22 protein-coding genes are annotated in these 22,015 nt (G+C 65.5%); 7 read left to right on the top strand and 15 right to left on the bottom strand.

Translation table 11 applies throughout. From position 1 onward, the window contains the following. Positions 1 to 13 precede the first annotated feature (13 nt). From KTJ89_RS08815 to KTJ89_RS08805, 3 genes are all read right to left on the bottom strand, one after another. Positions 14 to 232 (bottom strand): RNA-binding S4 domain-containing protein, encoded by a 219-nt coding sequence (locus KTJ89_RS08815; protein WP_259357418.1) that lies wholly within the window; start codon positions 230 to 232, stop codon positions 14 to 16. Continuing rightward, a complete protein-coding gene (locus tag KTJ89_RS08810; RefSeq protein ID WP_139908947.1) occupies positions 232 to 1,053 on the bottom strand; it encodes a hypothetical protein in 822 nt (273 codons plus the stop codon). The genes KTJ89_RS08815 and KTJ89_RS08810 overlap by 1 nt, the downstream gene beginning before the upstream one ends. Positions 1,054 to 1,283: 230 nt before the next feature. Continuing rightward, positions 1,284 to 2,033 (bottom strand): sulfite exporter TauE/SafE family protein, encoded by a 750-nt coding sequence (locus tag KTJ89_RS08805; RefSeq protein ID WP_259357417.1) that lies wholly within the window; start codon positions 2,031 to 2,033, stop codon positions 1,284 to 1,286. A 76-nt stretch (positions 2,034 to 2,109) separates the two neighbouring features. On the opposite strand from KTJ89_RS08805, the gene KTJ89_RS08800 reads away from it, so the two are divergent. Continuing rightward, positions 2,110 to 2,877, top strand: a complete 768-nt coding sequence (locus KTJ89_RS08800) for a DUF1707 SHOCT-like domain-containing protein (protein ID WP_259357416.1) — start codon at positions 2,110 to 2,112, stop codon at positions 2,875 to 2,877. A gap of 113 nt (positions 2,878 to 2,990) precedes the next feature. Here the strand turns inward: KTJ89_RS08800 and KTJ89_RS08795 are convergent, their stop codons facing one another. From KTJ89_RS08795 to KTJ89_RS08770, 6 genes are all read right to left on the bottom strand, one after another. After that, entirely contained in the window at positions 2,991 to 3,374 is a 384-nt protein-coding gene (locus KTJ89_RS08795) for a DUF4440 domain-containing protein (protein ID WP_259357415.1), read from the bottom strand. A gap of 202 nt (positions 3,375 to 3,576) precedes the next feature. After that, positions 3,577 to 5,220 carry a chaperonin GroEL gene (gene groL, locus KTJ89_RS08790; protein ID WP_039208485.1) on the bottom strand — a complete coding sequence of 548 codons (1,644 nt, stop codon included), beginning with the start codon at positions 5,218 to 5,220 and terminating at the stop codon, positions 3,577 to 3,579. Positions 5,221 to 5,773: 553 nt separating this feature from the next. Next, positions 5,774 to 5,977 carry a cold-shock protein gene (locus KTJ89_RS08785; protein WP_025780447.1) on the bottom strand — a complete coding sequence of 68 codons (204 nt, stop codon included), beginning with the start codon at positions 5,975 to 5,977 and terminating at the stop codon, positions 5,774 to 5,776. A gap of 449 nt (positions 5,978 to 6,426) precedes the next feature. Further along, complete coding sequence (locus KTJ89_RS08780; protein ID WP_172171477.1) at positions 6,427 to 6,990, bottom strand: LytR C-terminal domain-containing protein; 564 nt, start codon at positions 6,988 to 6,990, stop codon at positions 6,427 to 6,429. A gap of 2 nt (positions 6,991 to 6,992) precedes the next feature. After that, the gene (locus KTJ89_RS08775) at positions 6,993 to 7,259 is read right to left on the bottom strand and encodes a DUF3263 domain-containing protein (protein ID WP_025780444.1); all 267 of its coding nucleotides are present in this window, start codon (positions 7,257 to 7,259) and stop codon (positions 6,993 to 6,995) included. Between the two features lie 331 nt (positions 7,260 to 7,590). Next, entirely contained in the window at positions 7,591 to 9,057 is a 1,467-nt protein-coding gene (locus tag KTJ89_RS08770; protein ID WP_139468152.1) for an aldehyde dehydrogenase family protein, read from the bottom strand. A 453-nt stretch (positions 9,058 to 9,510) separates the two neighbouring features. Here KTJ89_RS08770 and KTJ89_RS08765 point away from each other — a divergent pair, with 453 nt between their 5' ends. Continuing rightward, entirely contained in the window at positions 9,511 to 10,212 is a 702-nt protein-coding gene (locus tag KTJ89_RS08765) for a uracil-DNA glycosylase (RefSeq protein WP_259357414.1), read from the top strand. Between the two features lie 108 nt (positions 10,213 to 10,320). Here KTJ89_RS08765 and KTJ89_RS08760 read toward each other — a convergent pair whose 3' ends face one another. Further along, complete coding sequence (locus KTJ89_RS08760) at positions 10,321 to 12,228, bottom strand: threonine/serine exporter family protein (RefSeq protein ID WP_259357413.1); 1,908 nt, start codon at positions 12,226 to 12,228, stop codon at positions 10,321 to 10,323. Continuing rightward, on the bottom strand, positions 12,225 to 13,505 hold the full coding sequence (locus KTJ89_RS08755; protein WP_259357412.1) for an amidohydrolase: 1,281 nt from the start codon (positions 13,503 to 13,505) through the stop codon (positions 12,225 to 12,227). Before KTJ89_RS08755 ends, KTJ89_RS08760 begins: the two co-directional genes overlap by 4 nt. 284 nt (positions 13,506 to 13,789) lie before the next feature. Here KTJ89_RS08755 and KTJ89_RS08750 point away from each other — a divergent pair, with 284 nt between their 5' ends. Together KTJ89_RS08750 and KTJ89_RS08745 are read left to right on the top strand one after the other, a co-directional pair. Next, positions 13,790 to 14,728, top strand: coding sequence for an SGNH/GDSL hydrolase family protein (locus KTJ89_RS08750; protein ID WP_259357411.1), 939 nt, complete (start codon positions 13,790 to 13,792; stop codon positions 14,726 to 14,728). Further along, entirely contained in the window at positions 14,725 to 15,489 is a 765-nt protein-coding gene (locus KTJ89_RS08745) for an alpha/beta hydrolase (protein ID WP_259357410.1), read from the top strand. Before KTJ89_RS08750 ends, KTJ89_RS08745 begins: the two co-directional genes overlap by 4 nt. A 130-nt stretch (positions 15,490 to 15,619) precedes the next feature. On the opposite strand, the gene KTJ89_RS08740 is transcribed toward KTJ89_RS08745, so the two are convergent. From KTJ89_RS08740 to KTJ89_RS08730, 3 genes are read right to left on the bottom strand one after another with little or no spacing between them, the layout of a single operon-like run. Then, positions 15,620 to 16,540: a tryptophan 2,3-dioxygenase gene (locus KTJ89_RS08740; RefSeq protein WP_259357409.1), complete on the bottom strand. Its 921-nt coding sequence runs from the start codon at positions 16,538 to 16,540 to the stop codon at positions 15,620 to 15,622. Positions 16,541 to 16,557: 17 nt separating this feature from the next. Then, positions 16,558 to 16,884: a protealysin inhibitor emfourin gene (locus KTJ89_RS08735; RefSeq protein ID WP_172171489.1), complete on the bottom strand. Its 327-nt coding sequence runs from the start codon at positions 16,882 to 16,884 to the stop codon at positions 16,558 to 16,560. Then, positions 16,881 to 18,005, bottom strand: a complete 1,125-nt coding sequence (locus KTJ89_RS08730) for a M4 family metallopeptidase (protein WP_259357408.1) — start codon at positions 18,003 to 18,005, stop codon at positions 16,881 to 16,883. The genes KTJ89_RS08735 and KTJ89_RS08730 overlap by 4 nt, the downstream gene beginning before the upstream one ends. 243 nt (positions 18,006 to 18,248) lie before the next feature. Between KTJ89_RS08730 and KTJ89_RS08725 the strand changes: the two genes are divergently transcribed. Together KTJ89_RS08725 and KTJ89_RS08720 are read left to right on the top strand one after the other, a co-directional pair. Beyond that, entirely contained in the window at positions 18,249 to 18,884 is a 636-nt protein-coding gene (locus KTJ89_RS08725; protein ID WP_172171493.1) for an ArsR/SmtB family transcription factor, read from the top strand. Next, positions 18,881 to 19,192, top strand: coding sequence for a hypothetical protein (locus KTJ89_RS08720; RefSeq protein WP_172171495.1), 312 nt, complete (start codon positions 18,881 to 18,883; stop codon positions 19,190 to 19,192). Before KTJ89_RS08725 ends, KTJ89_RS08720 begins: the two co-directional genes overlap by 4 nt. A gap of 114 nt (positions 19,193 to 19,306) precedes the next feature. Here the strand turns inward: KTJ89_RS08720 and KTJ89_RS08715 are convergent, their stop codons facing one another. Continuing rightward, entirely contained in the window at positions 19,307 to 20,509 is a 1,203-nt protein-coding gene (locus tag KTJ89_RS08715; RefSeq protein ID WP_259357407.1) for a low temperature requirement protein A, read from the bottom strand. A 180-nt stretch (positions 20,510 to 20,689) separates the two neighbouring features. Between KTJ89_RS08715 and KTJ89_RS08710 the strand changes: the two genes are divergently transcribed. Continuing rightward, positions 20,690 to 22,012, top strand: a complete 1,323-nt coding sequence (locus tag KTJ89_RS08710; RefSeq protein ID WP_259357406.1) for an MFS transporter — start codon at positions 20,690 to 20,692, stop codon at positions 22,010 to 22,012. The last annotated feature ends 3 nt before the right edge of the window (positions 22,013 to 22,015 follow it).

Here is a 22,015-nt window from a genome sequence, read left to right as displayed (position 1 = left end):
CTGTCAGCTTTCCTCAGCCTTCCTCAGCCGCCACCTCGATGACTTCGCCGAGGGCTTCGATGCGGTCGCCGGGTCGGATCGTGGCACCGCGGCGAGTCTCGACCGATCCGTTGACGCTGACCTCACCGTCGGCGATCATGTCCTTGGCCATGGCACCGTGTTCGGCGATTCCGTGGAGTTTGAGCAGCTGACCGAGTCTGATCGACTCGCCGCGGATCCCGATCGTGTCCATCAGAACATGTCTCCGAATCCGTCGAACAGGCCGCCGCCGTCACCGCCGTCGCCTCCGAAGAAGCCTCCGCCGTCACCGCCGCCCATGTCTCCGCCCATATCGCCACCGGCGTCGCCCATGTCGCCGCCGTAGGCACCGTCCCAGCCGCCGCCCATTCCGCCGAACATCATGGCACCCATGAGGACGCCGGGCAACAGGCCGGAGCCGGCGTAGGAGTTGAAGTAGCCGCGGTTGTATTCGGCGTAGGCCGGCCCGGCCTCCCAGTAAGCGCGACGGGTGTGTCCGTCACCGGTGACGACCTTGCGCACCAGCGGATCGGCTCCGACGGCGACGCGCTCGGCGTCGGCGGCGCACACGGGCACGGGGCGCAGCTGGCCGCCGGCCGGGGCCCAGTCGATGTCTTCGACCGAGGGACCGTGCTGCGGGTTGAAGAAGCAGGGCGGACGACGCACCGGCAGGGGTTTGCCTTCGACCCGGGCGCGAACGCATTTGGCGGCATAGCGGCCGTCTTCGAGCGCCTCGGTGACGTGGCGGATGTCAGTGGGTTCGGAGACCTTCTCGAGTGTCTCCTTGGCGACGTCGTACGAGTCGAGCGCCTGCTTGTAGTCCTGCGCTCCGCCCGTGTCGAGGTCGACGCCAGCGGTGATGACGTCGAGTTCGGCGACTTCCTCACCGAATGCGGTGACGTCCTCTTCAGCGGTCTTCTTCACCTGCTGAAGTTCAGCGGCGTGCAATTCCTGCTGCCGCTTCTTCTCCTTGCGGTGACCGATGAAGAAAACGGCCCCGAGAACTACGAGCAGCAACAGAAATACTTCAGTCACGATCCATGCCTCCCAGGCTAGCTTTGTCCTCGAACAGTATGCCCGATGAAACTGGAAGACGTCTGAGCCTGTGCCCCACATCTGCTCAGTCCGCGGCCGTCGATGACGGCTCAGACCCAGACGGTCGAAGACCGATGCATGCAGGTCACGCGACGACGTTGCGCGCGGGTCATCGAACACCGTCGCTCGCCCAGTGCGCCACCGCCTCAGACGTCCCGTGCGCCACCGCCTCAGACGAAGGCCAAGAGTCCTTTGGCCAAGGCCGCGATCCCGCCTCCGAAAGCGAGGACGAGCATCCCGATCCGCGCTGCGTCCACGTCGATATGGCGGGAGAGCCAATCGCCTCCGGCGAGGCCCGCCACAAGGACGAGCCCAAGTCCGATCCAGACTCCGAGCTCCAGGTGAGGCCAGGTCCCTCCGTCGATGATCACCTTCATCACCACCGCTGAGGCGGTCCCGACGACGAGGAAAGGCTGCAGGGTGGCTGCGAACGACCGTTGTTCCCAGTTCGTCAGCACAGCGTAGGCGCTCACCGCCGGTCCCCCGGCTCCTGCCGCGGCAGACATCGCCCCGGAGAAGAGACCGGCCGTCAGGCGTGTGCCGATGTTTGCGGGGATCGTCCGCCCCAGCTTCCCCAAGGTCAGTGAGCTGATGAGGGAGACGATGATGAGCGCGCCGATGAGGATCTGCAGCGGTGGGGTGGGCATCGATGACGACAGGAGTGCGCCGGGGATGGTCCCGATCACCGCGCCCAAGGCAAGATGTCGGAAAGGCGGCCATTCCACCTCGGCGGAGGTGCGGACGAAGACGGAGAATGAGGCGACGATTCCGCAGATGTTGACGAGGATGACGCCGCTGAACGGATCGAGGAGGAGGACGAGGAAGGGACCGCTGACCAGGCCGAATCCCATCCCGGTGACGCGCTGGGACAAGGCGCCGAGGAACACGGCGAAGAGGATGAGCACGACGACGGGTTCCACTCGGTCGAGTTTAGTCCAGCCCGATTCCCGGCTGATCCTCAGTCTCACCGCTGATCGCGGGGTTAGAGTATTCACCATGAATGCCAGTCCCCTCTGGTCGCGGTTCAGCGCAGATCCCCGCTCGTATGGGCAGGTCCGGGCCTCTGATGCCGATCGCGCGGTCGTCAGTGATGTCCTCTCGGAGGGTTATGCTCTCGGTCGGCTCGACGTTGAGGAGTTCGATGAACGCACCGAGGCAGCTGCGAAAATCAAGACGCTCGGTGAAGTCCCAGCGCTGATCGAGGACCTCGTCCTCGCCGATCCGGCCGAGGTCGAGCCTGGCAAGCTCGATGATGCGGGCCGTGCGCAGGCACTGGCTCGCCTCGAGGCAGAGCGGGTGCCGATCACGCCGGAGCAGATCGATGCCGCGGCGCAGAAGTACTACCGAGATCGGGTGCGTCGTGCACTGCTCGGTGCTGTTGCAGGGCCGGTCGGGATCGTGCTGGCGATCTGGGCGATCTCGTCGATCGCATCTGGAGGGTTCATCTTCTTCTGGCCGATCTTCGTCATCATTCCCACGCTGCTCGGCGGACTGGGACACATCGCGCGCAAGGATGAGATCATCCGCAAACGGAAGAAGGAGCTCACCCGCAGAGCCCGGGCCCAGCTCGGTGATGCTGAGGCCAAACGACAGCTCGAGGAGGGTGAGCCTCCCGAGCGGGATTTTGAAGCGGACTTCGGTACGGGCCTGCAGCCGCCGCATCCGTCTCATCCGCCGTACTCTCCCGGACAGATCTCACGGCGGGAAGAGCGGGACCGGCGCCGGTCGCATCGCCGCCATAACCGCGACAATCCCTGGGACTGAGGTTACGTTCCGTGTCTGGCAGGGTCTGGGCCTCTTCAGGCCCGGGAACTCCGTTTCCTACTCAGACCGGGCACGTCCGGAACCGTCTCAGCCAGGGAACGTCCGGAACCGTCTCAGACTTGGAAGATCCGGATCTGTCCGAACTCCTGTGCCTTGTGCGTGGTGAACCACATCGTGTGCGAGAAGTGCCGCAGGTCGTCGCCGTCGGCCTCGGCCTGCCAGTATCCCCACGCGGCCGCGGCCTTGCCGTGAGTGATCGCTGCTTCGAGGTGGCCGACCTCGTGAGAATGGCCGGACAGTTTCAACAGCGCTTCGACGATGGCTTCCCGGCCCGTGTGGGTTTCAACGTCGGAAGGGTGGACGATCTGCAGCACGCAGTCGTCGGCGATCACCTCGTTGAGTGCTTCTCTGTCGCCGTTGAAGAGATTCTCCTCGAACGTCGCAGCGAAGACGTTCTTCGGACTGTTTCCGCAGGCATCGGTTCCGGTGAAGGTCATGGACCCAGCCTATGCGGGACGAGGCTGCGGAACAACGGGTCGGCGGGCCGCCTCGGCGATGATGGTCGCCGACGCACGACGAGCGGACACTTCCGCGTGAACGATCTGACCGTCGGGCCGGGACCCGAGAGTCCGAGCACGAAATCGGCCGTGCCGGCACCCTTGCGGGCACCGGCACGGCCGATCGAACAAGCGGTGGCTATCAGAAGCCCATGCCGCCCATTCCACCCATTCCGTCCATACCGGCAGCTGCGTCTGCACCTGCGGCGGCCTTTTCGGGCTTGTCGGCGACGACCGACTCGGTGGTGAGGAACAGACCGGCGATCGAGGCGGCGTTCTGCAGGGCAGAGCGGGTCACCTTGACCGGGTCGTTGATGCCAGCGGCCAGCAGGTCCTCGTACTCACCGGTGGCAGCGTTGAGACCGAATCCGGCTTCGAGGTTGGCGACCTTGTCGGCAACCACACCGGCTTCGAGGCCGGCGTTCGTGGCGATCTGCTTCAGCGGGGCTTCGATGGCAACCTTGACGATGTTGGCACCGGTGGCCTCGTCTCCCTCGAGTGCGAGGTCGGCGAATGCGGCCTTGCCAGCCTGGATGAGCGAGACGCCGCCACCGGCGACGATTCCCTCTTCCACAGCAGCCTTGGCATTGCGCACGGCATCTTCGATGCGGTGCTTGGTTTCTTTGAGCTCAACCTCGGTGGCGGCTCCGGCCTTGATGACTGCAACACCGCCGGCCAGCTTGGCCAGACGCTCCTGCAGCTTCTCACGGTCGTAGTCGGAGTCCGAGTTCTCGATCTCGGCGCGGATCTGAGCGACCCGTCCGGCGATCTCCTCGGCGTCTCCGGCACCCTCGACGATGGTGGTCTCGTCCTTGGTGATGACGACCTTGCGGGCGGTGCCCAGCAGATCGGTGGTCACGCTGTCGAGCTTGAGCCCGACTTCCTCGGACACGACCTGGCCACCGGTGAGGATGGCGATGTCGGCGAGCTGAGCCTTGCGACGGTCACCGAAGCCCGGAGCCTTGACGGCCACGGACTTGAAGGTGCCCTTGAGCTTGTTCAGCACCAGGACGGCCAGGGCTTCGCCCTCGACGTCTTCGGCGATGATGAACAGCGGCTTGTTGGACTGCTGGACCTTCTCGAGGACGGGCAACAGGTCCTTCACGTTCGAGATCTTGGAGTTGACGATGAGGATGTAGGGATCCTCAAGGACAGCTTCCTGGCGATCGGTGTCGGTGACGAAGTAACCGGAGATGTAGCCCTTGTCGAAGCGCATACCCTCGGTCAGTTCGAGCTCGAGTCCGAAGGTGTTGGACTCCTCGACGGTGACGACGCCTTCCTTGCCGACCTTGTCGATGGCCTCGGCGATCAGTTCACCGATTGCGGGATCTCCGGCGGAGATGCCAGCGGTAGCGGCGATCTGTTCCTTGGTCTCGATGTCGATGGCGTTGTTCAGCAGGACGTTCGTGACGGCCTCAACGGCCTTCTCGATACCGCGCTTGAGGCTGAGCGGATCAGCACCGGCTGCCACGTTGCGCAGACCTTCGCGGACGAGAGCCTGTGCGAGCACGGTAGCGGTGGTGGTTCCGTCGCCTGCGACGTCATCAGTCTTCTTGGCGACTTCCTTGACGAGCTCGGCGCCGATCTTCTCGTAGGGGTCCTCGAGTTCGATCTCCTTGGCAATGGAGACGCCATCGTTGGTGATGGTAGGTGCGCCCCACTGCTTTTCGAGCACGACATTGCGACCGCGGGGTCCAAGGGTCACCTTGACCGCGTCCGCAAGCTGGTTGAGGCCAGCTTCGAGTCCTCGACGAGCTTCTTCGTCGAATGCAATCATCTTTGCCATAGTGGCTTAGATCCTCCCTGATGGAGTGGAGTGGGAATCCAGAGCAGTCGTCAACGCCCGCGACGGCAGAGAGTGTGTCCGCATGTTCCATTCCACATATGGACCACGCTCTCGAGACGACTGGTGGGAACCCATCGGTTTTCACCAGTACTAGATTTAGCACTCTCCCCATGCGAGTGCAAATGTTTGTCGCCCGCCAAGATGGGCGAGGGCAGTTCAGATCCGCGAGTTGTCGGCGCGCGATGGAGGCGCAGCGGGCAGTTCGGCCCAGCGCGAAACGCTTGGCGCAGGCCCGATTGCCCACGATTTCGAACAGCCCAGTTTAGGGCGAGTAGCCCTGTTTTCAACATGGGCTGCTCAACTCACACTGGGCTGAATCGAAGTCCAAGCGCACGGGTGCACCCGACGCGGCCCCCGCGCCCCGCGGGCACTGAAAAGCGCCGAGCAGTTGCCTGCTCGGCGCTTCCCCCGTGCGATTGGTGCCGGTCGGCCCGAAGGCCGTTCCGACTCCCCGCCGCAGCGGATCAGAAAACTGTGCTGACAGCAGCCAGTCTCAGAGGAGGGTGACGGACTCCGCCTGAGGACCCTTTTGTCCTTCTCCAACTTCGAACTGAACCTGCTGGCCCTCTTCGAGAGAGCGGTAGCCGTCCATCTGGATTGCGCTCCAGTGAACGAACACGTCCTGGTTGTCGCCTTCAAGGGTGATGAATCCATAGCCCTTTTCAGCGTTGAACCACTTGACGGTACCTTGTGCCATTACTTCTCCATACAGTGCAGTGCCATTGAAATCCCGCATCGCAGCCGCGATCAGATGACCCCACCCGAGATACGGAAGCTAGTAAAACTCAACTGACCCCGCGACTTCTCTCATTGACCTCTAGAGAATAATCTCGGTGAAGCACGAATAGAACACAAGGTGCTGTGCTTGCCTAGCTGTTGCAACTCTACCGCAGGCGCGCATCCCACCTAGAGCGGTTCAACACTGTTATAGATTCGTTACCTAAGGGTTTCTGCCCTGTTCACAGCGGGGATCGCGGCAAATGAAATCAGACCATTCGGTCAGGAATTCGCCGAGGCGGCCCACCGTCCCATGACCCGACCGCAACCAAGGAGCCCCGCCGTCTCATGCCCTCATCGCCGAGGCGGCCGAGGCCGAACCGATCCCGCCGACTCAGTCGCGCTGCCGCGCCGCCGAATCGCTTCGGATCACTCCGAGTCCCCGCCTCCACTGGGTTCGGGTCCGCGATCGGCGATGTCCGAACAGATGACGACCGTGATGTCGGCTTCGAAGTCGGACGAGGCCTCCGTGGCGGAGACTCCCAGCGACTTGGCGACGAGCTTGGCCTGGGACGCGTTCTCCTCGCCGTTGTAGTACACGGTCGAATCAGAGAGATTCGTCGAGTAGTTGCCGACCTGCCCGAGCTTCCAGCCCTTCTCTTCGACAGCCTCGGAGAACTTCTTCGCTGCACCGGAGACGCCGGAGCCGTTGAGCACGTCGACGGTGATCGAATCGTCCGCGACGCTGACTTCGCTCTCACTCGGTGAGGGTTCGGCCGACGCCGATTCGGAGGCCGGAGGGTCGGCGATCTTCGACTCGGGGTTGCCCATCGAAGAGAAGATGATGTTGATGGCGGCCACGACCAGCAGGACAGCGACCAGGGCGAGGATGATGACCAGCGAGATGGCACCGATGTTCGACGACGCCGCGGACTCCTGTCGATGGGCACCGCTACGCCGGCCGGGCTCGATCTCGTCGAATTCGTCGGTCATGTCTACCTCGAGACGCGGGCTTGGGCGCGTTCGCTCTGCCGCGTGCTGCGGATTCGGCGAAGGCGCTTGACCAGCATGGGGTCGCTGGCCAGAGCTGCAGGGTTGTCGAGAAGCGAGTTGAGGATCTGGAAGTAGCTGGTGGCTGACATGTCGAAGCGCTCACGGATCGCGTGGTCCTTGGCGCCTCCGTATTTCCACCACCGCCGCTCGAACTCCAAAACGGCCACCTCGAGCTCGCTCAGTTCTGAGGTGTCGTCGTTCGGCGGCATAGAGGTTGTGCTCCTTCGAGAGGTGTCTGTGCTTCTATCCTATCGCCGGATCGGCGGTACCGAAATTTCCGGCGCGCCGCCGAGGCTGTGAGGTCGATCCCGACCGGGGCACGGCTCGTGGGACGGCAACTCGCACATGCCCGGCGGCGGCTGCGCGGGCAACTGCATCATCCCGCCGCACGGCACCGGATCGGTGACCGTGTCGACGGGGTGAAGGGAACGACCTGCGCCGAGGCGGGGCCGCCTCGGCGAACCGGGTGACCCGATCACGAGGATCGGATCGACCCCACATTCGACCGCAAGAGCAGGGCCGCCTCGGCGGGGAAAAGGATCAGCGGATGCGGATGTTGACCTGCTTGATCTGGGTGAATCCTTCGAGCATGCCTTCCAGCGATGCCTCTCGCCCGAATCCGGAGGTCTTCATGCCGCCGTAAGACTGGCCGGCCAGCTGGCCGCCGCCCTGGTTGACCTGAACCCAGCCGGATTCGATCCGGTTGGCCATGGTCAGGGCCGCGTCGACGTCCTTGGTGAAGACGAAGGCCGCGAGTCCGAAGTCGGAGTCGTTGGCCATGTCGATGACCTCGTCGATGTCCTTCCACGGGATGACCGAGAGGACGGGGCCGAAGATCTCTTCACGGCTGGTCTGCCAGTCGTTCTTCGCCTTCGAGAAGATCACGGGAGCGTGGTAGAAGCCGGGTTCGCCGACTTCCAGCGAATCGGAGCCGTCGTAGGCGATCTCGACGCCGTCCATCGACTTGCCCATCTCGATGTAGCTGGCGACCTGGTCGTACTGCTTCTCGTTGATGATGCAGCCGATGTCGGTGGACTCATCGCGGGGGTCGCCGACCTTCATCTTCGACACCGCGTCGACGAGCTTGGACAGGAAATCGTCGTAGATGTCCTCGTGGAGGAACAGACGCGACCCCATGGTGCACGACTGGCCCTGGCGGGCGAAGCGGGTCGACAGCAGCACCTGCTCGAGGGTGTCGTCGTCGTTCGAATCCGGGAAGATGATGTTCGGGGACTTGCCGCCGAGTTCCATCGACGAATGCGCGAGACGGCCACCGGCCACCTCGGCGACGTGACGGCCGACGCTCGTCGATCCGGTGAACGAGACCTTGTCGACGTCGGGGTGGACGTTGAGGGCCTCACCGATGACCGAGCCCTTGCCGGTGACGACGTTGAGCACACCGGCGGGCAGGATGTCGGCGATGATCTCGGCCATCTTGAGGATGGTCAGCGGTGCATCCTCGGCGCATTTTAGGACGATCGTGTTGCCGGCGGCGATCGCGGCGGGGGTCTTGAAGGCGGCGATCATCAGCGGCGAGTTCCACGGCAGAATGCCGGCGACGACACCCAGCGGCACACGCTTGGTGTACTGGAGCTGCTTGTCTCCGGCGGGCAGGGTGTTGCCCTTGACCTCACCGGCGACGCCGCCCATGTAGCGGAACAGGTCGGCCAGGGTGATCGTCTCCGGGCGAGCCTGGGTGCGGATCGCGTTGCCGGTGTCGAGAGCAGTCAGCTGGGCGAGTTCCTCCGAGGCGGCTTCGAGCGCATCGGCGCAGGCCAGAAGCTTCTTCTGGCGTTCCTTGAACGGCAGGGCCGCCCACTCGGGGAAGGCCTTCCGTGCGGCCTGGACGGCACGGTCGGCGTCGGCCTCTTTGCCGTTGGGCACCTTGGCGATGACGACGTTGCGGTCGATCGGGGTGATGACATCGGTGGTGTCGCCGTCAGCGGCATCGACCCATTCTCCGCCGATGAGCATCTTCCAGTTCTTGGCCTCTGGGAATTCCGACATTTCGGTCCTTTCGTTCAACGATGAACTCCTTAGGCCGAGCATAACGCGTGGCGCTGAACGGCAATACACCGGTTCGGTAGGCGATCGCGCACACCCGATCTGCGCTCCGTGCACATGCGCGCAGGTCGATTCCCACCCTCGCCGAGGCGGTGTCGACGTCATCGTCCTCCGTCGCCGAGGCGGTGCCGGTGTTCGCAAAGCTCGCCCCTCCCGCGTCTGCGCGGTGGATGGCGGATTGTTGGGTCGATCCACGGTGATATCGGTGAGGAAACCACCGCGGATCGACCCAACAATGATGTCCGTGGTGGCTTCCCGCCCCCGCATCCCCGCCGCCGGCGACAGCACCGCCGTTCCTGCTCCGCCCATTCCCTGGCAGCTGACGCCCATTCCTTGGCAGCTGACGCCACTGTCCCAGCGCGACCTCGTCCGCCGAGCATCGCTACACTCGTGCCCATGACGTCGACGCCTCCGCTGACCGAGATCATGTCCCCCGATTGGGCGAACGCCCTGGCCGGAGTGGAAGAGCGCATCCACTCGATGGGCGACTTCCTCCGCGACGAGATCGCTGCCGGCCGCCAGTATCTGCCGTCCGGGGACTTCGTCTTCCGCGCCTTCGCCGAACCGCTGTCCGAGGTCAAGGTCCTCATCGTCGGCCAGGATCCCTACCCGACGCCCGGCCACGCCATCGGCCTGTCATTCGCCGTCGACCCCGATGTCCGTCCCCTGCCGCGGTCGCTGGGCAACATCTACAAGGAACTCGAGTCCGACCTCGGGATTCCGCCGGCCGCGCACGGGGACCTGCGCGCCTGGTCACGCCAGGGAGTCATGCTGCTCAACCGCGCCCTCACCGTCTCCCCAGGCGAACCCGCCTCCCACCGCGGCAAAGGCTGGGAGGAGATCACGGAACGGGCAATCACCGCGCTGATCGAACGCGATCAGCCGCTTGTTGCGATCCTCTGGGGCCGCGACGCCCGGAACCTCGCTCCCCTGCTGACATCAGGAACCGCCGAGGTGGCCATCATCGAATCCGCGCATCCCTCACCTCTGTCGGCACGGCGGGGATTCTTCGGTTCCCGACCGTTCTCGCGCACGAATGAATTGCTCGCGCAGAGGGGCATCGACCCGATCGACTGGGCCCTGCCGGATCAGGTCTGAACTCGGCTCAGGCCCTGCCAGATCGCGCCTGAGCCCGGATCAAGGGTGAGCCCGAATCAGAGCTTGGCCCGGATCAGGTCTGAGTCCGGGACCCGATCTGAGCCCGGATCAGATCTGAATCGGACCGGTATCGGCCTCGTCCGAGGCGTCCGCTTCTCCGGTCTCGCCCGATTGAGCCTTCTCTACCCCGGCCCCACTCGACTGAGCCTTCGGTCCTCCGGCCCCACTCGACTGGGTCTTCGCACCGCCGGGCTGCACCGAGTCGATGACAGAGGTCGACGTCTCGCCGCTGCGCACCTCTTCGACCTTCTCCTCAGCCGAGCTCTGACTCTTGAGGTTCTTCAACGGCAGCGCCAGATAGCTGCCGAGCACAGCGCCGACAGCGAGCGCAGCATTCGCCAGGATCGCGGTGAACAGCGAGGACAGACCCACAGCGAAGGAGACGTTCTCCGATTCCGACGCGATCTGATAGACAGCGGTGAAGATCGACAGCCCCTGCAGCAGGGTGTAGATGCCGGGAATCATCAGCACGATCGCCGGCGCTCCCAGCCGCAGCGCCAGCGGCCGCGACAGGAAACCGGTGACGGTGGCCGCCAGCAGACTGGCAAGCACATTGTCGACGTCCAACAGCGTCAGCGACATCATCGTGATGTGCGAAGCAAGGCCGACGAGCGCCGCCGGCAAGATGAACCGGCGCCTGGCCGACATGGCCACCGCACCGGACATCGCCACCACGGCCGCCGCGACCATCGACAGGATCGCCGTGACCACATGCGGGCTCGTCTTCGGCACGAGTACTTCGATATGACTGAGTCCGATGGCCTGACCGCACACGATTCCCAGGGCGATGCCGGAGACGATGCCGGCCAGAGTCATGAACACCCCAACCACCCGCCCGGCGGCGGTCAGCGGGAAGTTCGTCAGCGCATCCTGAACCGCCGAATACAGCGACTGCGTCGGCAGCAGCAGAACGATTCCGGCAGCCACGAGGTACTGCGGTGAGGCGATGATACCGACGTCGCCGGCGATGGTGGCGATGAGCGTCGCCGAGGCTGCCTGAATCGCCGTGATGAAGAACGACGGCAGGTGGGTGCGGCCGAGCAGCTTGCCGAACTGGAACACGACGATGGCCATCGTGATGCCCAGGGGAATCGCGATCGGGCCTCCTCCGAGCAGCAGGACGAGGGCACCGACCATGAAGCCCCAGGCTCCGGTGGTGAACCATTCGGGGAACGGTCGCCGCTGCGTGCGGATCGCGTCGAGCCGACTGCGTGCCTCATGGAATTCCAGACGCCCGTCGACGAGGTCGGTGACGAGCTTGTGCACCGAGGCGAGCTTCGCGAAATGCGTGGACTCACCGCGGTTGACCCGCATCACCGTCAGCAGACGTCCGTCCGAGGTCGAATAGTGCACGACCAGGGTGTTCGAGGTCAGATCGACCTCGACGGTGGCCAGACCGCACGCGGTGCACGCGGCGATGACGGAGACCTCGACATCGCTGGTGCCGGCACCGGCGCGCATCATCATCGCCGCGATATCGGCGGCGAGGTCGAGGATCATCCGGGCTTCGTCTTCGCTCGGCTCGTTCGCCTGGACGGGCGCCTGGTACGGGGTGCCCTTGAGCGCGGTGACGATCGGGACCGGCTGCGTGTTCTCCGTCGTACCGGAGACGAGTTTGCCGACGGTGCGCCGGGCGACCTTCTGGGCGATGCGCTGAGACGCACCGAGGTGGTCAGTGCGGGATTTCGACCGCCCGCCGCCGCGTTCGGCCTTCGCCGCCTTCGCCGCGGCGGCCTTGGCGAGATCTTCGGGCTGGGGTTCCGGTGAGGAGTCCCGCAGTTCGGCTAGCCGCTGCAGGCGGGTGCGTTCGAGCAGTTCGCGCAGGGCCTGGGATCCGGCCTCCGGGTTGCCGCCGGAGGTCGGGGCCGGGGACGAACCTCGGACAGGGCCCGGCTCGGCCGGATCCTCGACCCGAACCTCGGTGGTGGTGGCGTCTTCGAGTTCTCTGTCGCTCACGGCTCGCTGATGAGTGTCGGGCCGAGTGGGTCGGCGATGTGCGCGGTTCCTGAGGCGGCGTCGTAGTCGAAGACGCGACGGCCGGAGACGAAGACGGTCTCAGCGCGGGAGGTCAGATCGAGCGGATCGCCGGACCAGATGACGATATCGGCGTCGCGGCCCACAGCCAGGGAACCGAGGCGGTCGTCGAGGCCGAAGATCGCGGCCGGGTTGATCGTCAGCGCTTCGATCGCGACGGTCGGGTCGAGTCCTTCCTTCACGGCCAGGGAGGCTTCGTGGATGAGGAAGTTGATCGGGATGACCGGATGGTCGGTGGTCAGCGCGATGCGCACTCCCGCCTCGGCGAGGGAGGCCGCGGTGGCCAGGGTGCGGTCGCGCAGTTCGACCTTCGACCGGGAGGTCATCAGGGGGCCGAGGATGACGTCGATGCCCTTGGCGGCGATGAAATCGGCGATCTTGTGGCCTTCGGTCCCGTGGTTGATGACGAGGCGGTAGCCGAATTCCTCGGACAGGCGGATGGCGGTGGCGATATCATCGGCGCGGTGGCAGTGCTGGTCCCATGCGAGCTTGCCGTCGAGGACGTCGGCCAGGGTCTCCTTGACCAGGTCGCGGTCGAACGGGGTGCCATCGGCGTCGGCTTGCGCACGTTTGGCCTGGTAGTTCCGCGCTTCGACGAAGGCGTCGCGGATGATCTTGATGGTGCCCATCCTCGTCGATGGGGTGACTTTCTTCTCCCCGTAGACGCGTTTCGGGTTCTCGCCGAGCGCGGACTTCACGGACAGATCCTGTGTCACGAGCATCTCGTCGACGATTCGACCCCAGGTTTTGAGGAAGGCGGTGCGACCGCCGATGGGATTGCCGGAACCAGGTTTGATGAGCGCCGAGGTGACACCCCCACGCAGGGCATCCTTGAATCCGAGATCGGTGGGGTCGATGCTGTCGAGCGCGCGCAGGCCCGCACCGTTGGGATCGGTCATCTCGTTCGTATCGTCACCGGACCAGCCTTCACCGTCCTCATGGACGCCGAGGTGGCCGTGGGCTTCGATGAAACCGGGCAGGACCCAGCGTCCACCGGCATCGATGACCTCGGTGTCCGCTGGGAGGGAGGACGTGTCGACGGAGCCGGGGGCCACCTCGGTGATGCGGCCGTCCCTGACCGTCAGCGTGCCGGTTTCGATCGCCTCGGCGCGGTTCCCGGACGCATCGGCCACGGGCACGATCCACGCGTTCGTGATGACGAAATCTGTGGCTGCGGGGACCGGGACTGACCGATACATTCTGCTCCTAGCGAGGGGGTCGGCGACGACGTCGGGCTGCGGTGTCGAGTCTACGCCACTCGAAGTTTCGACTGGGTGACCTCGGGGCCGTTCGCCGCGTTTGCGCACGGCCTCCGCCAAGGCGAGTTCCCGCCCCCTTCCCCTCCCAATTGCTACCTGACGGCGGCCCAGCAACCTGGCGCGAGGTTGCTGGGCCGCCGTCAGGTAGTTCTGGGGCGGACGGGTCCCCGCGTCGGGTCCGGCGTATAGTCTGGATGAATCGCACGAAGAGAGAAGGATCCCTGATGCTTGAGCCGATCACCTCATACGTCGCAATCGGAGACTCGTTCAGTGAGGGTCTGATGGATCCCGACCCACGGGTCGAGGATCGGTACCGCGGCTGGACGGACCGGCTCGCGCTCATGCTCACCGAATCGTCGGTGGGCAGCCCGGACCTGTCCTATGCCAATCTGGCCATCCGAGGTCGGCTGCTCGACCGCATCGTCGATGACCAGGTGCCGCAGGTGCTCGAGATGAAGCCGGACCTCGTGAGCCTATGCGCCGGCGGCAATGACTGCCTGCGTCCGAAGGCCGATATCGATGCCCTGGCCGCGAAGTTCGAACGCGCCGTGATCGCGATGCGTGAGGCCGGCATCGAGGTGCTCATGTGCAACGGCTTCGATACCGAGTTCAGCACCCCGCTCATCCGTGCGGTGCGTCCGCGCGTGGGAATCTACAACGCCCACCTGTGGTCGATCGCGCAGCGGCACGGCTGCCATATGGTCGACCTGTGGGGGCTGCGTTCGCTCTACGCCGCGGAAATGTGGGCCGATGACCGCATCCACCTGTCGACGAAGGGCCACCACCTCGTCGCCGAGCAGGCTCTGGCCACCCTGGAGAGCGGCCGCTCCCTGCCGGTGAAGGGCTTCGGCGTTCCCGCCCGTCCGACGCGGGCGATCCGCGAGGTGATGAGCGAGGAGTCGCGGTGGGCCCGTGAGTACCTGGCCCCGTGGGTCGGTCGCCGCCTGCGCGGGCAGTCCTCCGGTGACACTCTCGACCCCAAGCTGGCAGAACTCACTCGCGTCCGCGACCTCGTCGAACGCTCGCGTGAGGTCGACCGTGCCCGGGAGAACGGTGAGACAGGCGCCGCCGGCGAAGCGGACACTGCCGGCCGGACCGGCTCGGGCGAAACTCACACAGGTGAAGCCGGTGGGGTGAACGCACCTCGGGGTTCCGAAGGATGAGCGTCGAGTCCGTGCGCATTCCCGAGCTCTCTGCCGCCGGGACCGACCTGGCTCCGGCGTTCCGGCACAACTACGGAGACTCCCCCGAGCAGTTCGTCGAGGTCTATGGTGACCCGGCGACCGCCTCGGCGACGGTCATCTTCGTCCACGGAGGCTACTTCCGCCCCCGCACCGATCTGTCCCATGCCCGACCGTTGGCTCGGGCGCTGGCCGAGTCGGGAGTGCTCGTCGCGTCCATCGAGTATCGACGCCTCGGCGGTCAGCCGCTCCTGCTCGACGATGTCACCGCGGCCATCGAATCGGTGTGCGCCGAACTGCCGCGCTGGGGTGTGAGCGAACGAGCACAGGGCAATCTCATCGTCTCGGGCCATTCGGCCGGTGGCTGCCTCGTCCTCGCCTGGGCTTCGCACCTGCCCGACGGGGGTCCGCGGATCCGTCTGCGTCCTCTGGCACCGGTGACCGATCTGCTGCGGGAGGTTGAGGGCCACCTCGGCGATGGAGCAGTCCTCGACTATATGGGCGTACGGCCCGAGCACGATCTGGAAGCCTACCTGCGCCACGATCCGCGCTCACGGGCCGCCCTCATCCCGGCACGCGTCGACGTGCATTCGATCCACGGGGATGCCGATGCCACCGTCAACGTCGAATTCTCCCGTGTCTTCCCCGCCGCCCTGACCGAGCTGCCGGGCGCGAACCATGCCGATGTCATCGACCCCGATTCTCCATACTTCGCACAGATGAGGAACCTGCTGCTCGGCTGAAGAACCTGCCGCTCAGCCGAAGAGCCTGCTGCCAGACGGAGGGCCGGCTCCACAGCAGAAGAGCCGCACCGGTGAAGCCCTCGACGGCTCCGTCTGCCCCACCGGCTCCGCCTGTCCACGAACGGGCGCCTCAGATTCCTTCGGGGCTGATTCCGGGGCCGTTCTCGATTCCGGTGCGGATGTCGAAGAGCTCGGGGAAGAACGTGAGATCGAGTGCCTTCTGCAGGAATCCGACTCCGCTCGAACCGCCCGTACCGCGTTTCATGCCGATGATCCGCAACACGGTGCGCATGTGTCGGTAGCGCCAGATCTGGAAGTTCTCCTCGAGATCGACGAGCTCTTCGCAGCTCTCGTATTCCTGCCAGTACTTCTGCGGGTTCTCGTAGATGATGCGGAAGACATCGGACAGTTCCTCATCGAAGGTATGGGCGACCGATTTGTCTCGGTCGAGGAGCCGCTGCGGCACCGGAAGACCGCGCCGGGCCAGGCAGGCGAGGACCTCGTCGTAGATGCTCGGTTCCTCGAGGTACTGCTCCAGGGCCGCACGCGCCTCGGGCTCACCGTCGAAGACCGGGAGCATGGCCCGATTCTTGTTGCCGAGCAGGAACTCCACGGCCCGGTACTGCCAGGACTGGAAGCCGGAAGCACGGCCGAGCTGATCGCGGAACCCGACATATTCGCTCGGCGTCAGCGTCGCGAGGACAGACCACTGCTCGGTCAGGGTCTTCTGGATGTGTTTGACGCGGGCGATGCGCTTGAGCGCGGTCTGCAGCTCATCGGCGGCGATGAGGCGCCGGGCGTCGAGGAGCTCGTGGATGACGAGCCGGAACCACAGCTCCGTGGTCTGGTGCTGGATGATGAAGAGCAGCTCGTCGTGGTGTTCGGGACTGCTGACTGGATGCTGGGCTCCGAGGAGCCGGTCGAGGTCGAGATACGACCCGTATGTCATCGACTCCCTGAGGTCGGTGTGGACCCCGGCTTCGAGGTCGCGTTCGTTCTTCTCGGCCGTCGTCCGAGCGTCGCTGCCCGGGTCATGGTTGGTGTCGGTCATGACCTCCAGCATAAGGGTCAGCCGGGTTGCCGCCTCTGCGGTTCGGCGACTTCCCGGACGTCATCGACCAGCTGCTTCCACTCCGGCGGCATCTGAGACTCGCCGAAGCGGACTCGCCCGTACCGGCTCTCGATGAGGTAGGCGAATCGGTCGGCCCCCGTCGTCTGCGGCGAATCATCCTTCTGCCCGCTGTCGGACCAGGGAAGTTCGGCGATGCGCGGGCCCAGGTCATCGCGTCGGGTGCTTGCGTCGATGTCGACTTCCCAGACGAGCAGCATCCCGCCGATCCCGCCCGAGCGTTCCACGAGCAGATGCCCGAACCCATCGGCAGGCTGCTCGTTCACCAGCTGCTCCCCTGGTTTCCACGGGCCGAACCGGCGTGGGAGATGCCCACGGTTTCCCATCCGGACACGATCGCATCGTGAACGTCGGATCCGGCTCCGAACTGGTCGGCCGCCTCGGCGATGGTGAGCTCTGCGAACTCCGCGAATTCGGTGCGCTGCGTGATCTCGGCCCCTGTGAGGACGGAGTACCAGACCTGTCCGACGCTTTCCCAGGCCGGGCCGCCCACGGCGATGGCGGCGAGCGCGAAGGCCCGGTTCGGGATCCCGGAGTTGAGGTGGACCCCGCCGTTGTCGGAATCGGTGGTGACGAAGTCATCCATATGCGCAGGCTGCGGGTCCTTGCCGAGGACGTCGTCGTCATAAGCCGTGCCGGGTTCGATCATGGAGCGCAGGGCACGACCGGTCACCTCGGGGGTGAAGATTCCGGCACCGATGAGCCAGTCGGCGTCCTCAGCATTCTGTCCCGCGTCGTGCTGTTGGGTCAGGGCGCCGAAGACATCGGCGCAGTGCTCGTTGAGCGCTCCCGGTTGGCCGAAGTACTCGAGGTCGGCGGTGTGGCTGATGACACCGTGGGAGAGCTCGTGGCCGATGATCGACAGCGAACCGGTGAACCCGGTGAACACTTCGTCGTCGCCGTCGCCGAAGACCATGAGGCGGCCGTCGAAGAAGGCGTTGTCGTAGTCCTTGCCATAGTGGACGCTGGCCATGAGCGGCATTCCCGCACCATCGAGCGAATCGCGCCCGAACACCTCGGAGAACAGCGGATACGAAGCACCGAGCCCGTCATAGGCTTCGTTGACCGGCTCATCGTCGACGGGCTCTTCGCCCTCGGAGCGGACGAGTTCGCCGGGCAGCACCTCGGTGTTCTGAGCATCGTGGACGAGGCGCTGCAGTCCTGCAGGAGCGGGTGCGGCGAGCGCGGATACGTCTCTGCCGAGATCGGCCGGTGGGGTATAGCGCAGCCCGGCCAGGCGCAGGTTCCGACAGCTCTCGTCGGACATCCGGCAGCTTGCCGCGGCGGCCGCGGCCTTCGGGAACCGCTCGGTGCCGCGCTCGGCAATCGCATCGAGAAGGTAGGGCGGGACGACACTGTGAAATGGGACGACGCTCTGAGAGACCATGACTCCAGCGTGCCACTTTCAGAGACGAACCGATAGGGCCGCGTTACGTGCGACCTCGAACCGATAGGGAGCCCGGCATATCCGCACCGAGCTCCGGCACATCCGCGCAGGGCTCCGGCACATCTGCGCCGGGCTCCGGCGTTCAGCCCGATCGACCTGGCCGCGTCGAGGCCTCAGCCGATGACCTGAACACAATCCAAAGAAAGTATTGCAAAGACTTCTTTGCAAGCGTATCTTTGCATTATGAGCGAGGACACCGGACACGACGCCACTCACGAGATCACCCACCCCGACGGCGTCCGCGAGATCAGCACCTCGGCCCTCAAGGGCCTGGCCCATCCCCTGCGGATGGCGATCTACGACGCGCTGTCGACGCAGGGCCCGCAAACGGCGACAGGCCTGGCCAAGCGCCTCGGCGAATCATCCGGGGCAACGAGCTACCACCTGCGTCAGCTCGCTCGGCACCAGCTCATCCGCGAGGTCGAGGGCGAACGGAGCGGGCGAGAGAAGTGGTGGGAGAGGATTCCCGGGGCCATGAAGGTGCCGGGCCCCGAACGCGACCTCGATCCGTCGGCACGGACCGCCTCGTCCTACGTCAACCGAGAGTTCGTGCGCAATGCGCAGCGCAACTTCGAACACTTCATCGATGCCGCCTATGACGGCCAGCGGATGCCGAAGTCGTGGATCGAAGCCGCGGTCAGCGAGACGAGCAATCTGCGCCTGACCAAGGAACAGCTCGCCGAGATCGCCGCCGAGTACGAGAGAACCACCATGGCCTTCATCAACAAGTACCGCGGCCGCAATGATCCGGGCTCCCGCCCGGTGCAGATCCAGTTCTACGCCTTCCCCCTGACCGATGGAGAGGAAACCCCATCATGAGCACGCTCACCGCACCCATCCGCCCTCCCCTGAACGGCATCGGGACTGCCGACGGCAGGGCATCTCACCAGCGCCGCATCGTCGAACGCACCATCACCGTGACCAGGGAGTTCGTCGTCGACAGCGGCGAGGACACCCGCGCCAGGGCATCCGGCCTCGAGGGTCTGGTCCTGCGCCTGGCGCTGTGGCTCATTGAGCGTCGCCGCGTCCGGGCCCTGCACGTGCAGGTCGACTCCGCGGAGATGTCGCGTCGGGTCGACCACGCCAAACAGAGGCACATCGACCGCTATCACGGTCTGCCGTTCTGACGAGGGCGCAGATCGGACCGGCACTCCCGTTCTGTTGCACGTGGTCGCGCGAGCTCCTTCCCGGCCCGCGCGAACTCCTCCCCCGGCCCGCGCGCACCCGTCAGCGGAGCACGATCACCGCACGACCGCCTCGGCGCCGGTCCTGCCGTTGTCATCGAGCGGAGGGAACACGACGAGGGTGATGACGATGATGACCATGAAGAATGTCGTGAGGAAAGTCGGGACCGGGATGATCGGGTCGAGGAGGACGAGCAGCGCGCAGGCCGGGACGACGGTGTTGACGACGGCATTGGCGTTGGCGCGGATGGCGACCACCCATACCCCGAGGACGAACACCACGATCGGCACCGAGACCGTGAACGTCGCCAGCACCGGATTCAGAGCGCTGGCACCGAGCTGGGAATCGGCCTCCACGCCGACCCCGGCCGAGAACGCACCGGCGGCGGCGAAGATGAAGAAGTGGCCGTAGCCGTATCTGAGCGATCCGCCGAGGCTGCCGATCGCCCGGTGATGCGGCGGCCAGAAGTAGATCCACCACATCGCCGCAGTGACGATGAGGCAGAGGACGCCCAGTGAGATCAGCGGGACGATGTCCTCGACTTCGCCCAACGCGTCGAAGACGGTGTTCGCCGAGGCCAGGAGGCTCTCGCCGAGGACGATGATCGTGAAGCAGCCATAGCGTTCGGTGATGTGGTGCGGGTGCCACGGAGTCTTGCCGCGGGCTTCGGCGATGACCGGCACAGCCACCTCGGCGAGGATAAGCACGACGAGGCCCACGGACCGGATCATGGAGTCGTCGATGGCCAGCCACATCACCCACAGGATCTGGGCCAGGCCGATACCGGCCGCGTAGATGATCGTCGTCCACCGTGCGACCCCGGCACCGCGGGAGGCCCGCAGCCATTGGGAGATCATGATGATGCGCATGAGCACGTAGCCGCCGATGAGCAGCCGGTAGTCCTCGTTCTCGAAGACGGGGCCGATGCCGGCGGCGAGGATGAGCACCCCGCCCATCTGCACGATCGTGAGCACTCGGTAGAGCCAGTCGTCGGTGTCGAAGGAGGTCGCGAACCACGTGAAGTTCATCCACGCCCACCAGATCCCGAAGAACACGACCAGGTAGTTGACCACCCCATCGCCGAGGCGGCCCTCCGTGACCGTGTCATGCAGGTGTGAGGACGCGATCGAGACGGCGATGACGAAGACGAGGTCGAAGAAGAGTTCGAGCGTGCTGGCTGCCCGCCCCTCTTCACCCGGATCGCGCGGACGCATCGGACTGAGGCGGAACCGTGGTGCGGCTGAGTGCTGTGCGGTCATGGGATCCTCACCGGTCGGATTGAGTGCTCGCACATTCTATGGCCGTCCGGCCGACTCCGGCACCCCGCTGCGCTGGCCCAACACCCGCCGAACCGGCCCGCCCGGTGTACCGCATACCCGCAGCCACTCTCACCTCGGACTCCGCAAACGCCTCGGCCCCGCCTCAACTAAACTTGCCACGTGCTCAAACCCATCCTGTGGCCGGTGCTCGTGCCGTTCGCCCTCTTCGCCGTCGGCCTGGGTGCGATCATGCCGATCCTCGTGCTCGGGGCGCTCTCGCTGGGCTCGACGCAGGCGTTCGCCGCAGCCATCGTCGGCATCATGGGGGCCGTGTCGCTCATGGCCACGGTGCCGGCCGGGATCCTCATCGACCGCCTCGGCGATTTCCGGGCCATGTTCGTGGCCACGTGCGCGGCGATCATCGTGCTCGGTTCCATCGTCACCGCCTTCATCTGGGATTCGCCGTATTCGCTGCTCGTCTACACGGTCGCGCTCATGGTGTTCGGCCCGGTCTCCGATGTGTGGAGCCTGGCCAGACAGGCCGTCGTCGCCGAGGTGATGCCGCCGGCCGACCTCGCGAAGGCGATGACCCCACTCGGCGGCACGCAGCGGGTCGGCAACCTCGTCGGGCCGATGATCGGCGCCGGCCTCATGCTCGTCTTCCCGATTTGGTCCGTGTTCGTCTTCTCCGGCCTCACCGCCGTCGCCGCGATCGCGATCATGACCCTGCCGATCGCCCAGATCCCCGGTTTCGAGGACCATCCCCACCGCGCCGAGGCGGCCCCGACCTCATGTGCGGACGATCCCTCACCCACCGAGGCGGCCCACCCCACCGAGGCGAACGATCCGGCACACGGTGACGTCGCCCCTCCTCGGCGGAGGAAGAAGGATCGCCGGCCGCCGCTGGACGTGCGGTGGAAATCGGTCATCCTCACCGGCGTCACGATCATCGCACTGGCGGCCGCCCGCGCCGCCCAGCCGGTCGTCGTTCAGCTGTGGGGCGTCGAGATCGGTCTGCACAAGTCCTCGATCTCGCTCATCATCGCCTTCGGCGCCGGGCTCGAACTCATCGTCATGTTCCTCGGCGCGTACATCAAGGATCACCTCGGCCGGGTCGCGACCCTCGTCGCGTGCCTGTCCATCTTCGGCACCGGGTTCGTCATCATGGTCGCGAAACCGGATCTCGCCGGGATGGTCATCGCCGCCGCGGTCATGGCTTTCGGCAACGGCCTAGGCGCGGGCGTGAATATGACGATCGGCGCGGACCTCTCTCCCGCGGTCGGGAGGCCGCGGTTCCTCGGCATCTGGGCGATCTTCAACAACGGCGGCAAGCTCGGCGGGCCGACGCTGCTGTCCCTCATCATCACCGTGACCACCCTGCGGTTCGGGGTGCTCTTCCCGGGACTGCTCGCCTTCCTCGGTGCGGTGTGGATCCTCATCTGGGCCCCTCAGGTAGGCCTGCCCGGAAGGCGGAGGCGCCTCGATCCGCCGCGCACGGACTGACTC

This window comes from Brevibacterium sediminis, assembly GCF_024895295.1.
GTDB lineage: Bacteria > Actinomycetota > Actinomycetes > Actinomycetales > Brevibacteriaceae > Brevibacterium > Brevibacterium sediminis.
The sequence above is the reverse complement of the archived record's forward strand: the minus strand, read 5'-3'. Positions and strand labels throughout refer to the sequence as shown.